Origin of the sequence: Pseudomonas putida S13.1.2 (assembly GCF_000498395.2) — a bacterium.
GTDB classification, from domain to species: Bacteria; Pseudomonadota; Gammaproteobacteria; order Pseudomonadales; family Pseudomonadaceae; genus Aquipseudomonas; species Aquipseudomonas putida_Q.
In genome coordinates this window covers 4,581,855-4,594,183 of sequence record NZ_CP010979.1, presented here as the reverse complement: position 1 = coordinate 4,594,183, position 12,329 = coordinate 4,581,855, and the positions used below count along the sequence as shown (strand labels likewise).

Genomic DNA, 12,329 nt, shown 5'->3' with positions numbered 1-12,329 from the left:
GCGAACACCGGCGAAGCCGGTGCCATACACTGTGTTGGATTCTTCGCGGGTGAACCCGCTCCCACAGGGGGACTGTATTGCTTGTGTGATCTGGGTGTTACAACTCGATGCTCATGCCATCGAAGGCCACTTCCACACCGCGGCGCAGGACTTCGGCGCGCTCGGGGGAGTCTTCATCGAGAATCGGGTTGGTGTTGTTGATGTGGATAAGTACCTTGCGCTGGCGCGGGAAGCCGTCGAGCACTTCCAGCATGCCGCCAGGGCCGTTCTGGGCCAGGTGACCCATCTCGCGGCCGGTGCGGGTGCCCACGCCACGGCGCTGCATTTCGTCGTCTTCCCACAGGGTGCCGTCGACCAGCAGGCAGTCGGCACCGTGCATCATCGCCAGCAGCTTTTCGTCTACCTGGCCCAGGCCCGGGGCGTAGAACAGCTTGCCGCCGGTGCGGGTGTCTTCGACCATCAAACCTAGGTTATCGCCCGGGTGCGGGTCGAAGCGGTGCGGGGAGTAGGGGGGCGCGGCGCTACGCAGCGGGAACGGGGTGAAGCGCAGGTTGGGGCAGGCGTCGATCACGAAGCTGCCTTCCAGCTCGATGCGGTTCCACTGCAGGCCACCGTTCCAGTGGCTGAGCATGTTGAACAGCGGGAAACCTGTAGTGAGGTCCTGGTGGACCATGTCGGTGCACCACACCTGGTGCGGGCAGCCCTCACGCAGGCTGAGCAGGCCGGTGGTGTGGTCGATCTGGCTGTCCAGCAGGACGATGGCATTGATGCCGGTGTCGCGCAGGGCACGGGCCGGCTGCATCGGCGCAAAGGCCTGCAGCTGGGCGCGGATGTCGGGCGAGGCATTGCACAGCACCCAGTGCACGCCGTCGTCGGACAGGGCGATGGACGATTGGGTGCGCGCCGTGGCCCGCAGGGTGCCGTCACGGTAGCCCTTGCAGTTGACGCAGTTGCAGTTCCACTGCGGGAACCCGCCACCGGCGGCGGAGCCGAGAACCTGGATGTACATGGCCACTCTCTATGCAGAAAACCGTGTCGTAAAAACGAAAACGCCCCGGCGGGCCGAGGCGTTGAGGCGCAAGCCTGGCTTAGCGGCTTGCGAAGTACATGGTGACTTCGAAACCGATACGCAGGTCAGTGTAAGCAGGTTTGGTCCACATGGAATTACTCCTTCCGAATGAGGGTTGGGTTGCTCAGCTACTACTTGGGTACCGCCATGGGCTGGCAGTTCCCTGAAACTGGGATTGCGCTATCTTACAAGAAAAATTTGTACCGAAAGGTTAATTATTCGAAAAGCGCCGTTGCAGTTGGCGTAACAATCGGGAGGTTGTTCACTGCCATTCAAGGGCTGGCGCGGCAGCGTTGGCCAAGCAGAGCCAAGGGCAATCCTTATCGAGCAGGGTGCCCAGCAGCTGGTCCAGATCCGTCTGCCGCGTCTTCAAGATAGCCCCGCGCAGCTCATCCAGCGTTCCGGGTTGTGTAGCCAGGTGTGTCTGCCATGCCCATTCGGCAACCTCGGCGTTGGCCATGGCGGGCTCGTCGAACTGCCCCGCCAAGGCTAGGCGAGCGCCCGGATCCAGCGTGATGCCTTGACGCAGGAGGGCAAGCAGGTGCTCGAGAATCTGCGCCTGACGGGTATGCGGCGACTGCACGCCGAACAGGAGGCCGCCAACGCCCTCGACCTGACGAAAGGTACTGAATACCGCGTAGCCCAGTTGCAGCTCTACCCGCAGCCGTTGGTAAACCGGCCCTTGCAGCAGTTGCGCGAGCAGCCGCCCGCTGGCTTCGCTGGCTGCAGGTAGCGGGCAGAACAGCAGCAATGCGTGCTCACTACCCGGCACGTCGGCGTGCTGCCAACGGTGTCCGGCCCATGTGGGCAGGGGACCAGGCAACAAGCCTTGCCCAGGGCAGTGCAGCAACGCAGCCCCCAAGGCGGCCAGAGCAGCATTGTCGAAGCCAGTGGCAAGGCCATGCCAGTGGGCGTCCTGCCACAGGCTGTCGAGTTGCGACTGCGTCGGCATCCCGGCAGGCGCATTTGCGGGTTGGGCGCCCAGTACCGCGTCGGGCAGTTGCTTGAGCAAGGCCCTGATCGGGATCAGTGGTGGTGGCGTCGCCGTGCTGGGCTGCCAGCAACTGGTTGCTGGGTTGAGCATCAGGGCCAAGGCCTGCTCCACTGCCCGAAGCACAGCTGCCGGTTGCCCGGCGCAGCGCAATTGCCAGTATTCGCCAACGGCACTGAACAGCAGTTGCACCGACGCGCGCTCGCAGCGCTCCTGCAGTGGCGCCAGCGCCTGTTCCAGCACGCCCTGCAAGCGCTGGCGCAAGGACGAAGGCACGTGCCAGCGCAGGTAAAGCGCGGCGTACTGACGAGTCCCAGGCAGCAGGTTGCTGGTCTTCAGGGCCGCCGGTAGAGGTTGCGTGGGGGCATTGGGTAAATCTGCCATCAGCAAGGGGTCGACCGGGGGCAGTTGCCATTGCCCATGCGCTTGGCCCGGCAGGCCCTTGAGCAGTGAACTGAGGGCTTGCAGGCCTTGCGCGTCGAGGTTGGCGAACGGCTGGCCCGTGCTGTCCCGGCGGGCCAACTCAAGCGCGCCGGCGTTGCGTTCGCGGCTGCGCTGCAGCAGGCCGAATGCGTGGTTCATCTGCTCAAGGTCGGCCTGGCGGATGAAGCTGAACCAACCTTGCAGCAGGGCATCTGCTTCGTCCGTGTTGGCGCTTGCGCTGAGCTGCAGGTCGATGTGCCAAAGTAACTGCCCGGCGAAGCTGTAGAGCATCTCGGCCTTGAAGCTTTGCAGCCAGCCACGTTGGCGCAGCGCATGCAGCCAGGTACCTGGGCGGTTGTCGTCCAGGCAACTGATCAGTAGCTCGAGGGCCTGCTCGGTACCTGCCGGGAGCTTTTCATGGGTGAACACCAGGCGCGCGTTCGGTGGCGACAGTGGCGGCGGCAGCGTTTGTGGCGCATGCGTGCCCGTTGCGAACAAGCTGGCATGCTGCCTGCCCAGCTGTTCCAGTTCATCCAGCGACTGTGGGCCACACAGGCTCAGGGTCATCTGGCCGCCCTGGTAATACCGTTGGTGAAAGCCTTCGAGGGCTTGCTGGAAGGCAGGGTTCTGCAAGGCCAGGGTATGCCGGTTACCGGCGTGAAAAGCGCCTAGCGGATGGCCTGGCGACACCGATTGCAGCAAGGCGAACTGCTGCTGAGCCTGCGGGTTGCGCGACCAGGCAATGAACTCGGCGTGGATCACTTCGCGTTCGCGGCGTTGGCGCTCGATGCCCAGGTCCGGTTCGGTCAGCATCTGGCACAGGCGCTCAAGCCCTCCGGACAAGGCATTGGTCGGGACTTCGAAGAAAAAATCGGTGGCGCGTTCCCGGGTGCTGGCGTTGACCTGGCCGCCGAGAGCTTGCACGTAGCGCATCAGGCCGTCGTCCAGGGGGAACCGCGCGGTGCCGAGGAAGAAAAGGTGTTCGAGGAAGTGGGCCAGGCCGGGCCATTGGGCGGGAGCGTCATGGCTGCCCGCGTGCACCCGCAATGCGGCGGCCGAGCGTTTAAGGCGCGGGGCGTGGCGCAGGGACAGCTGCAGGCCGTTGGCGAGGGTGAGGTGGCGGGTGGTGTCAGGCATGGGAACTCCGGGCAGGTGTTCATGCTAACCCATTTGTGTGAGCAGGCCCGGCCTCTTCGCGGGCGCGCCCGCTCCCACAGGTATCGTGTGGCTTGCAGACTGACACCCATCCTGTGGGAGCGGGCATGCCCGCGAATGGGGCGTCAGCGCTTACGCAGGTGCAACGCCTGGCGCAGGTCTGTCAGGTAAGGAAATGCCTCCCGCCCCTGCACCACCCGCTCGTGCTCCAGTTCCGCCAGCAACAGGCATTCATCCCGCCCGGCCATGGCCAGCAAGCTGCCATCCGGGCCGATGATGCTGCTCTGCCCGCAATACTGGATCTCGTCTTCCGAGCCGCAATAATTGGCATACACCAGGTAGCACTGGTTTTCCTGCGCCCGCGCCCTCACGGTCACCTGGCAGATGAAGTCGTACGGGGTCATGTTCGCCGTTGGCACCAGGATCAGCTCGGCACCGTCCAGCGCCAGGCGTCGGGCGTTCTCCGGGAACTCGATGTCGTAACAGATCAGCAGGCCGACTTTCCAGCCGTCCAGCTCCACCACCGGGAAGTGGTCGGGGCCAGGGCTGAACATCGAGCGGTCCAGATCCCCGAACAGGTGGGTCTTGCGGTAGTTGCTCAGGCTGCGGCCGTGCGCATCGATCAACTGCACACTGTTGTAGATCGCCCCATCATCACCACGCTCGGGGTAGCCATAGACGATAGCGATGCGGTGCGCCTGGGCGATCTCCACCACGTCCATCGCCGCCGGGCCATCCTCGGCTTCGGCCAGCCGCTCGACCTGGGCCAGGCCGATGTTGTAGCCGGTCAGGAACATTTCCGGGCACACCAGCAGCTGAGCGCCGCGTTCGGCTGCCAGCTGCGCCTGGTGGCGCAGCCGTTGCAGGTTGCCGGGCACGTCCAATGCCTGGGGGGCGCCCTGGAACAGAGCAATGCGCATGGTGCCTCCTTGTATCAGTCTGCCAGGGCGATCGGGCCGATCTCGTCAAACACATCGCCCGGGCCGGGGTTGTCCGGGTGGGTCTGGCCACCGAAGTGGTTCATGATACCCCACACCGCATTCAGCGACGTTTGCACTGCTCCTTCCACCCACGCCGGGGTCCACGACACGTCGTCACCGGCAATGAACATGCCGCGCTGCTCGGCGGGCATGTCCTGCTGCATGAAGTGCGCGTACATGCGCTGGTTGTAGCGGTAGTGGCCCGGCAGTGCGCCCTTGAAGGCGCCGAGGAAGTGCGGGTCGGCCTCCCAGGAGATGGTGATCGGGTCGCCGATGATGTGCCCGGCGATATCGGTCTTGGGGTAGATCTTCTTCAGCGCATCCAGGGCCAGTTGCACGCGCTTTTCCACCGGGTGCGGCAGCATCTTCAGCGCGTCGCTCATCCAGGCGTAGGACAGGCAGATCACCCCCGGCTTGTCGTCGCCGTTGTCGAACAGGTAGGTGCCGCGGGTGAGGCGGTCGGTGAGGGTCATGCTCATCAGGTCGCGGCCGGTTTGCGGATCCTTGTCCTTCCAGAACGGCCGGTCGACCATGACGAATGTCTTCGACGACTGCATGTAGCGGGTGCGGTCCAGGGCCATCCACATCTTCTGCGAGAACAGCGACTCCTCGCAGTCGATCTGGGTGGTCAGCAACCAGGTCTGGCAGGTGGCGAGCACGGCGCCGTAGTGCCGGGTGTCGCCCCAGTTGTCGGTGACCGCCAGGCGGCCATCGGCGGCACGGGCAATGCGCTTGACCCCGGTGCGCGGCGCGCCGCCATGCAGGCCGCTCAGGCTGGTGCCCTGCGGCCAGTGGGCGCAGCGCTCCGGCACATGGCGCCAGATACCTTGCGGCACCTGCTCCACACCGCCGACGACAAGGTGTTGATGGTCGTCGCAGTTGGTCATCACCACGCGGAAGATTTCCAGCATCGAGTTGGGGAAGTCCGAGTCCCAGCCGCCGGTGCCAAAGCCGACCTGGCCGAACACTTCGCGGTGCTGGAAGCTCAGTTTGGCGAACGAGCGCGAGGTGGCGACGAAATCGTAGAAGGTGCGGTCATCCCACAGGGGGACCAGCTTGTTCCACAGTTCTTTCAGGCGCGGTACATCCCGGTCGCGGATGGCTTGCTGGATGTCGGCGAACTGGGCGCCACTTTCCAGGGCATCGGCCCAGGCGTCGGCCACTTCGTGGAACAGCTTGGGCAGGTCGGTGGTTTTTTCGGCGTAGTAGGTCTGGCCTTCCAGGTCGATCACTGTACTGCCCGAGGCCGGGGTCAGGGGGTTGGGGAAGGGCTTGGTTTCCAGGCCCAGCTTATCCACGTAGTGGTAGAAGGCGGTGGACGACACCGGGAAGCGCATGCCACCGAGTTCGGCGATGATCCCGTCGGTGCCGTTGAAGGCTTGCGAACGCAGCCGGCCACCCAGCTTGGAGGCCTCGTACACCACCGGCTTCAAGCCCAGCTTCATCAGCTCGTAGGCGGCCACCAGGCCGGCGATACCGGCACCCACGATGGCCACTTCTTCACCCTGGCGCTCGGCTGGAATGCTGCCCAGGCCTGCGGGGTGTTCCAGCCAGTCGTCGAAGGCGAAGGGGAAGTCGGGGCCAAAGATGGTGATGGGCTGCTTGCCGTCGGCGGGGTGGCGGTTTTTCTTGTTCATGAAGTGACCTTGCCAGAGGGGCTGCGCGGGGAGCGGAGCCTGAGTATAGGAGATGCCTGGCGGTCATTTTAGGGAGTGGGGCGTTCGTAATTAAGGTTCAGAGTGGTGTCTGAATGTAGCTTTACTCGTCATATTTACTAATAAAAGATCAATTATGATGAATCAGATAAGGGATGCCAGGTGATCCACGGTCTCGGGGTATTTCTGCACAAGGCGAATGAGCGCAACAGCCTGTGCGTTAGGTCTGGAACGGCCTTGCTCCCAGTTCTCCAGTGTTCTGGCGTTGGTCCGTAGACAGTTCGCGAACAGTGCCCTGGACATGTTGAGGCGCTGGCGCAGTTCCAACAGTTCATTAGGCGCCAAGGGGGCCAGTTCGATGAAGCTGACTTTGTGCGAGCGCAGGGTCTTCTTGCCTTGGCGTTCTTCGGCCAAGGCGTCGAAGCCTTCAGTGAGTTCAGTGAACAGGTTGCGTGGCATGGTGGGTCCTCGACAGGTATTCGCGTTCGAGCATGGTTCTCAGAGCTTTTCGCTGGGAGTCGGTCAAGTCATCCTGCATGTCTTTGCCGTATAGGGTAAACAGCCAGAATTGAGTCCCCGGAAGCCAGAAGTAGTAGATGACGCGGATGCCGCCTCGCTTGCCCTTCTGGCGTTGGGAGTCCGAAAATCGCAGCTTCCGGAGGCCTCCTGTGCCTTGGAGCAAATCTCAAGCGGATTCTTCAACAAGAACTGTTGCATGGAGCGAAAGTCTTCGTCGCTCAGGTAACTGGGACGATGACGTTCGAACGGGGGAAGCTCAACAAAAACGGCGTCCATTCTGTGTACGTTATCTGCGTATAGTTTGGGAGAGGTGGTGAGGCCTGTCAATCCTGCCTCTAGCCAGCCTATTACGCATTGACGCTGCGCCTAAGCACGAATGAATTGCAGCAAGTAACGCAGGAACAGGCCTCGATCGGTCGATACAGCGTTCCACTCTAGATATTTGACGGTGCTGGAGGGTGTCGCTCAGATTGGCTGACCGCGATCCACCTTGCTGCTGAGAATGATCGACGTGGTGGTTTTCTCCACCCCGTCGACACTGCCGATCTGGTCGAGCAGCTGGTCCAGTTGCTCGGGCGAGTCTGTACGCAGCCAGGCCACATAGTCGAATTCGCCGCTTACCGCACACAGCTGCTGCACCTGGCCCATGGCACTCAGGCGGCGTACCACTTCCTTCCCGGAGCGCGGCTGCACTTTGATCCCCACGTACGCTTGCAGCCCGCCACCTATCACACTCTGACCCAGGCGCACGCCATAGCCTGAGATGACCTTGTTCTTCTCCAGCCGTTCCAGGCGCGAGTTGACGGTGGTGCGGGCGATGCCCAGCTGACGCGCGAGGGTGGCGACGCTTTCGCGGGCGTTGATTTGCAGCAGGGCGATCAGCTGGCGATCGATTTCATCCAGCGTGATGGAGCGGGAATCCGACATGGCGAGTCTCTGCGGTTGGCCCGCTAGCCTAGCCAGCCAACGGCAAGCAGGGCAAGGGCACGTCACACTGTTGGAGCGGGCGTGCCCGCGAACACGGGCGAAGCCCGTGCCATCCACCACGCAGTCTGCTTTGCGGGCAAGTCCGCTCCCACAACGACCGTGATAACCCTGAGGCTGCGTCTTCGACGCTATTTCGGCATGATGAAGCGCTTATCCATCGGGAGTTTCGGTGTGAACCTCGACCACCTGCTCGAATGCTGGCGACTGGAAGTCTCCAACAAGAAAAGGCCCGGACGCCGTACCAGCCTGCTGTTCAACGTGCTGCGCCGTGCACGCAAGGACAACAAGCTGCGCTTTCTCTTTGCCTTCCGCCTTGCCCAATACCTCGACGCTCGCGGTGGCCTGGCCCGGCGTCACGCCCAGCGCATGCAGCAGCGGCTCAACCTCAAGTACGGGGTGGATATCGACATCGGCGCACAGATCGCGCCCGGCCTGCGCATCGCGCACCTGCCGGGGGTGGTGATCACCCGGCACGTGAGCATCGGGCGCAATTTTTTTGTTCGGCAGAACTGCTCGATCGGCATCAAGACCCTCGGCTTGGCGGAATACGCGCTGCGCATTGGTGACAACGTGAGCATGGGCGCCAACAGTTGCATCGTTGCCGACCGTATCGACATCGGCGACGACGTGGTGATTGGCGCGATGTCGCTGGTTACGCGGGACATCCCGGCTGGCATGACGTTCTACAACCCGCGGCAGGTCGAGATGCGGCCGAGAGAGACGTAACCAAAAACGTTACATTTTTGAGGCTGTAGGCGTGTTGCTCGAATGGTACTGTCTAGTGCAACCATTGCACTGTATGATTAGCCCATGCCCACGATCCATCGATTGTCCAATTGCGTAATCTGCCTGTATGCAAATGATCATCTGCCCCCGCATTTCCATCTGCGATTCAGTGATGGTCGTCAGGCACTGATCGCGATCAATGACCTGACTCCGGTGGCCGGCTTCGGTGGTTCGCGGGTTTCCCAGCGCGAGATGAGCGAAGCGCTTGAATGGGCTTCGCGGAACAGGGCTCGACTGCTAGCAATTTGGGAGGAGCTGAATCCATGACCAACAAACAATTCCAGCTGACAGAGGTCGCCGTTGTGGCCCCCGCTTCATTGCTGCTGACCTTTGCGGACGGGCTGCAATTCACGGTGGCGCTGGATGAAATCATCGGGAAACACACGACGTTGGCCCCGCTTGCCGACCCCGAGGTATTCGCAACGGCTGCAATTGGTGAGTGGAAAGACACGGTCATCTGGGCCGGCGACGACAATCTTGAACTTGCTGCTGACAACTTGCGTGCAAGAGCGGTTGAACAGGCAGGGGAGTGTTCACATGAACTCATCTGGAATTGGATGGCCAAGCATGAGTTGACGTTGGATCGTGCTGCACAGGAGCTCGGGCTGAGCAGGCGGATGTTGGCTTATTACCGGAGTGGCGAAAAACCCGTGCCGAAGACTGTGGCCCTGGCTATGAAAGGATGGGAAGCACTTCGGTTGGCTGAGGCGCGAGCAAACAGCGCGTCTCGTCGCACGTCTGGCAAGTACACAGACAGTTTGGTGGGGGCGGGGCATGCACGGAAGAAGCGAGCGTAATTGCGTAGCCGATCCATAGGCAAAAAAAGCCGCGCAACAGCGCGGCTTTATCGTATCTGGTGGGCCCACACGGACTCGAACCGTGGACCAAAGGATTATGAGTTGCCAAGAAACACTGCAAGCCCGGTGAAATCGACCATAGCATAGCGCATGTACAGTAAGCTGAAAGCACCATCGTTGCTGGTGTTTAGCGTAATTTAACAGAGAAAGTCCGAACTGGGCACTGTACCGCTGGTGTACTGGGCTGTGACGCCCCAAAAGAGCAAGGCCATGCTTTCAGGAAAAGATTGATTCGAGTCTTCTGTGTAGCCGCTCCAGGTCTTTGGTCTCGCATTCCCAGACCACCTCTGTGCTCCAACCTAGAGACCGCAAGGCTTTTTGAACCTCTAGATCCCGCTCCGCATTTCTGGAGAGCTTTGACAGCCAAAATTCAGATCTAGATTTTGGTGTGTAGGCATATCTGCAATTGGGGTGACGATGCCAAAAGCAGCCATGTACAAAAAGGCACAGATGGAACTTCGGAAATACCAAGTCAGGCGAACCGGGGAGATCTCTGCGATGTAATCTGAAACGTAAACCCATCGCATGGCAAGTCGAACGCACGATGATCTCCGGCTTCGTATCTTTGCCACGGATTCGCCTCATGATGCTGGAGCGTTGAGCTGGTGAGACGATGTCCGCGCACATTTTAGGCCTGCTCGATGGGGAAGCTAGTCTTGAGCCACTTGGTCAGCTCGGTTGCACTCTGCAATCCAGCCTCCTTGAGTAACTCAACAATATCCCTTCCCGAAAGAATCATTACGGGATGTCCATCTTCTACGATCTCCTTGTAGGCTTGAGAGTTCACCCACGAGGTGGTGATCAGAACCCCGAACTGCCGATGCCGGAGCCGTGATATCAATCGTGAAACCTTGCTGACACCTACCGAAATTTCAGGCTGGTAGCACTTTGCTTCAATCGCATAGTCAACCAGAACCGATGACTCTGGCCGTCCAATGCGTAATTTGCCAATACCATCGCGTCCTCCGTCCCGATAGCGTCTGGTCAGATCGAGCTCGACCGTATCTGGCAGGCATTGCCTGACCAAGTGAGCTGCGCAGACCTCGAAGGCATATGGGTCTGCTTGGAAGTAGCTATGCAGAGTCTGTAGCATCCGAAATTCTGAAGCTGAGGAGGGTAACTGCTCTGCTTTCGACCGTATTGGCTGGGTGCGCTTACTAATCAGTGGCTTGAAACGTCCACTCTTGATCCAGTCTATCCACTCCTTCGGGGCGTGTTTGCTGTCGATCCCACGGATTGAATGATTGATAATGTCGCTGAGCCATGCACGGGGAATTTTGGAGATGTCCAGGATAGTGAAGGTCGCTCGATAGTTCTGAAAGCGCTGCCCCTCACTGGTGTGCCAGACGCTGATCAGGTCATCGTTATGGGTGCTCCCGATGGTTCCTGGAACGACCAAGCCGCGGAAGATTTTGTCTCGATAATTTCCGGCTTTGGTGAACACCAAAATGGGAGGTATACGCTCTCGCTGGCCGGAATGCAGACTTTCAAAGATCAGCTCGAGTAGGTTGTTTCCGTAGCGCTTGGTCTGGTCCAGTTTGCGGCCAGGCTCCTTGTTGTCACCGTAATAGGTGAAGGTACCCGTTGAGAGATCTAACTCATCAGGCCAGTCAGGATCCTGCAGACTGGACACCAATGTGATGAGCAACGGATCGTCTCGCTTCCCTCTGATGCGGAAACCGCCTTCATTGCTGACCTTCAGTAAATGCGTCAGTGGTTCGTCGCCTGCGTTGCCTTTCCGACTGCCGGCGTAGCAGGCGTCAATCAGTAGGTCGGCACCCTCCAGCTCGCTCAAAGAAAAAACCTGGTTGCTGCTCATTTTTTAGACTGCCCCTTAGCCGTAAGGACTTGAATGGTGCCGGTAACCTGGTAACCTGGCTACAACGATAAAATGGAACGTTTTCCAATGGATCAGATACGCGCATTTGATATGTTCTGCGGTGCTGGCGGTGCCAGCCTAGGTGCCCGTGAAGGCGGCGCCACAATCGTCGGGGGGGTTGATCTTTGGGGGCCGGCAGTCGAATCGTTTCGTCTCAATTTCCCCGAAGCCCACGTCTTCGAGCAGGATCTTCGCAAGCTCACTCCAAAGCAGGTTCTAGCCAAGACAGGGCCTATAGATCTGCTGATCTCCTCCCCTGAGTGCACCCACCACACCTGCGCCCGTGGTAACAAGCCACGTTCGGATGAGAGTCGTGATACTGCTTTCCAGGTCATCCGATATGCGAAGGTAATGAAGCCTCGCTGGATCACCCTGGAAAACGTTGTGCATATGAAACCTTGGTCGCGCTATGGTGAGCTGAAGAAAGCACTGGAGAAGCTCAAGTACAACGTGCATGAGCAGATCATTGATGCCTCCCACTACGGCGTTGCCCAACGCAGAAGGCGGCTGTTCATGATTGCTGAACTGCGAGGTCAACCTGAGGCGATAGAACCCCTGAATCCGTTTTATCGTAACGTCTGGGACATTTTGGCGCCGGAAGGCACATATAAGATGACTCCGCTCAGAACCCCGCGGCGCGCTAAAGACACGCTTGCACGAGCTGATAGGGCTATAGCCGAGCTGGGAGAGAACAAAGCGTTCCTCATCGTCTACTACGGTTCCGACGGTGGAGGCGGCTGGCAACGGATGGATGAGCCGCTACGTACGGTTACCACCATCGACCGTTTCGCTTATGTAACTCCTACCCCCAGTGGGCATATGATGCGTATGCTTCAGCCGGATGAACTTCGCAAAGCCATGGGGTTTCCTGATAATTATAAATTTCCCGACGTGACTAGGCGTGAAAAAGTTAAATTAATGGGGAACGCTGTTTGCTCTCCTGTAATGGAGGCGATAGTTGCATCGCTCCTTAAGGGTGCTCAAGAGTACAAGGCGGCTTAATTATTTTGGCTCGGGCTTAACTGTCT

Annotated in this window: 13 protein-coding genes and 1 pseudogene; 4 read left to right on the top strand and 10 right to left on the bottom strand. The window is 60.0% G+C overall.

Annotation, left to right across the window (positions count from 1 at the left end; genetic code table 11):
• Positions 1-97: 97 nt before the first annotated feature.
• The 8 genes and pseudogenes from pqqB to N805_RS20360 form a co-directional block, all read right to left on the bottom strand.
• The gene (pqqB, locus tag N805_RS20390) at positions 98-1,009 is read right to left on the bottom strand and encodes a pyrroloquinoline quinone biosynthesis protein PqqB (protein ID WP_019472539.1); all 912 of its coding nucleotides are present in this window, start codon (positions 1,007-1,009) and stop codon (positions 98-100) included.
• Positions 1,010-1,088: 79 nt separating this feature from the next.
• On the bottom strand, positions 1,089-1,160 hold the full coding sequence (gene pqqA, locus N805_RS30130) for a pyrroloquinoline quinone precursor peptide PqqA (RefSeq protein WP_008365141.1): 72 nt from the start codon (positions 1,158-1,160) through the stop codon (positions 1,089-1,091).
• Positions 1,161-1,331: 171 nt separating this feature from the next.
• Positions 1,332-3,620 carry a pyrroloquinoline quinone biosynthesis protein PqqF gene (pqqF, locus tag N805_RS20385; protein WP_019472538.1) on the bottom strand — a complete coding sequence of 763 codons (2,289 nt, stop codon included), beginning with the start codon at positions 3,618-3,620 and terminating at the stop codon, positions 1,332-1,334.
• Positions 3,621-3,763: 143 nt separating this feature from the next.
• Positions 3,764-4,558: a carbon-nitrogen hydrolase family protein gene (locus N805_RS20380; RefSeq protein WP_019471261.1), complete on the bottom strand. Its 795-nt coding sequence runs from the start codon at positions 4,556-4,558 to the stop codon at positions 3,764-3,766.
• A gap of 14 nt (positions 4,559-4,572) precedes the next feature.
• Positions 4,573-6,255 (bottom strand): flavin monoamine oxidase family protein, encoded by a 1,683-nt coding sequence (locus N805_RS20375; protein ID WP_019471262.1) that lies wholly within the window; start codon positions 6,253-6,255, stop codon positions 4,573-4,575.
• Between the two features lie 162 nt (positions 6,256-6,417).
• Positions 6,418-6,732: a helix-turn-helix domain-containing protein gene (locus N805_RS20370; RefSeq protein WP_019471263.1), complete on the bottom strand. Its 315-nt coding sequence runs from the start codon at positions 6,730-6,732 to the stop codon at positions 6,418-6,420.
• Positions 6,710-7,068: pseudogene (locus N805_RS31040) on the bottom strand (toxin). The gene N805_RS20370 and the pseudogene N805_RS31040 overlap by 23 nt, the downstream one beginning before the upstream one ends.
• Before the next feature lie 189 nt (positions 7,069-7,257).
• Positions 7,258-7,719: an Lrp/AsnC family transcriptional regulator gene (locus N805_RS20360; protein ID WP_019471265.1), complete on the bottom strand. Its 462-nt coding sequence runs from the start codon at positions 7,717-7,719 to the stop codon at positions 7,258-7,260.
• A 231-nt stretch (positions 7,720-7,950) separates the two neighbouring features.
• On the opposite strand from N805_RS20360, the gene N805_RS20355 reads away from it, so the two are divergent.
• The 3 genes from N805_RS20355 to N805_RS20350 all read left to right on the top strand — a co-directional run bounded on the left by N805_RS20355 (position 7,951) and on the right by N805_RS20350 (position 9,362).
• On the top strand, positions 7,951-8,505 hold the full coding sequence (locus N805_RS20355) for a serine acetyltransferase (RefSeq protein WP_019471266.1): 555 nt from the start codon (positions 7,951-7,953) through the stop codon (positions 8,503-8,505).
• 84 nt (positions 8,506-8,589) lie between these two features.
• Positions 8,590-8,832 (top strand): DUF4160 domain-containing protein, encoded by a 243-nt coding sequence (locus tag N805_RS30125; RefSeq protein WP_016497692.1) that lies wholly within the window; start codon positions 8,590-8,592, stop codon positions 8,830-8,832.
• Positions 8,829-9,362, top strand: a complete 534-nt coding sequence (locus N805_RS20350) for a DUF2442 domain-containing protein (RefSeq protein WP_019471267.1) — start codon at positions 8,829-8,831, stop codon at positions 9,360-9,362. The genes N805_RS30125 and N805_RS20350 overlap by 4 nt, the downstream gene beginning before the upstream one ends.
• 276 nt (positions 9,363-9,638) lie before the next feature.
• On the opposite strand, the gene N805_RS30120 is transcribed toward N805_RS20350, so the two are convergent.
• Positions 9,639-10,049 carry a very short patch repair endonuclease gene (locus N805_RS30120; RefSeq protein WP_019471268.1) on the bottom strand — a complete coding sequence of 137 codons (411 nt, stop codon included), beginning with the start codon at positions 10,047-10,049 and terminating at the stop codon, positions 9,639-9,641.
• A 1-nt stretch (position 10,050) separates the two neighbouring features.
• Complete coding sequence (locus tag N805_RS20345; protein ID WP_019471269.1) at positions 10,051-11,241, bottom strand: restriction endonuclease; 1,191 nt, start codon at positions 11,239-11,241, stop codon at positions 10,051-10,053.
• Positions 11,242-11,328: 87 nt separating this feature from the next.
• Here N805_RS20345 and N805_RS20340 point away from each other — a divergent pair, with 87 nt between their 5' ends.
• Positions 11,329-12,303, top strand: a complete 975-nt coding sequence (locus N805_RS20340; RefSeq protein WP_019471270.1) for a DNA cytosine methyltransferase — start codon at positions 11,329-11,331, stop codon at positions 12,301-12,303.
• The last annotated feature ends 26 nt before the right edge of the window (positions 12,304-12,329 follow it).

Coding starts and splice junctions, on each gene's coding strand:
- pqqB (WP_019472539.1), bottom strand. CDS start 1,009: ATGTACATCCAGGTTCTCGGCTCCGCCGCCGGTGGCGGGTTCCCGCAG.
- pqqF (WP_019472538.1), bottom strand. CDS start 3,620: ATGCCTGACACCACCCGCCACCTCACCCTCGCCAACGGCCTGCAGCTG.
- N805_RS20380 (WP_019471261.1), bottom strand. CDS start 4,558: ATGCGCATTGCTCTGTTCCAGGGCGCCCCCCAGGCATTGGACGTGCCC.
- N805_RS20375 (WP_019471262.1), bottom strand. CDS start 6,255: ATGAACAAGAAAAACCGCCACCCCGCCGACGGCAAGCAGCCCATCACC.
- N805_RS20370 (WP_019471263.1), bottom strand. CDS start 6,732: ATGCCACGCAACCTGTTCACTGAACTCACTGAAGGCTTCGACGCCTTG.
- N805_RS20360 (WP_019471265.1), bottom strand. CDS start 7,719: ATGTCGGATTCCCGCTCCATCACGCTGGATGAAATCGATCGCCAGCTG.
- N805_RS30125 (WP_016497692.1), top strand. CDS start 8,590: ATGCCCACGATCCATCGATTGTCCAATTGCGTAATCTGCCTGTATGCA.
- N805_RS20350 (WP_019471267.1), top strand. CDS start 8,829: ATGACCAACAAACAATTCCAGCTGACAGAGGTCGCCGTTGTGGCCCCC.
- N805_RS30120 (WP_019471268.1), bottom strand. CDS start 10,049: ATGTGCGCGGACATCGTCTCACCAGCTCAACGCTCCAGCATCATGAGG.
- N805_RS20345 (WP_019471269.1), bottom strand. CDS start 11,241: ATGAGCAGCAACCAGGTTTTTTCTTTGAGCGAGCTGGAGGGTGCCGAC.
- N805_RS20340 (WP_019471270.1), top strand. CDS start 11,329: ATGGATCAGATACGCGCATTTGATATGTTCTGCGGTGCTGGCGGTGCC.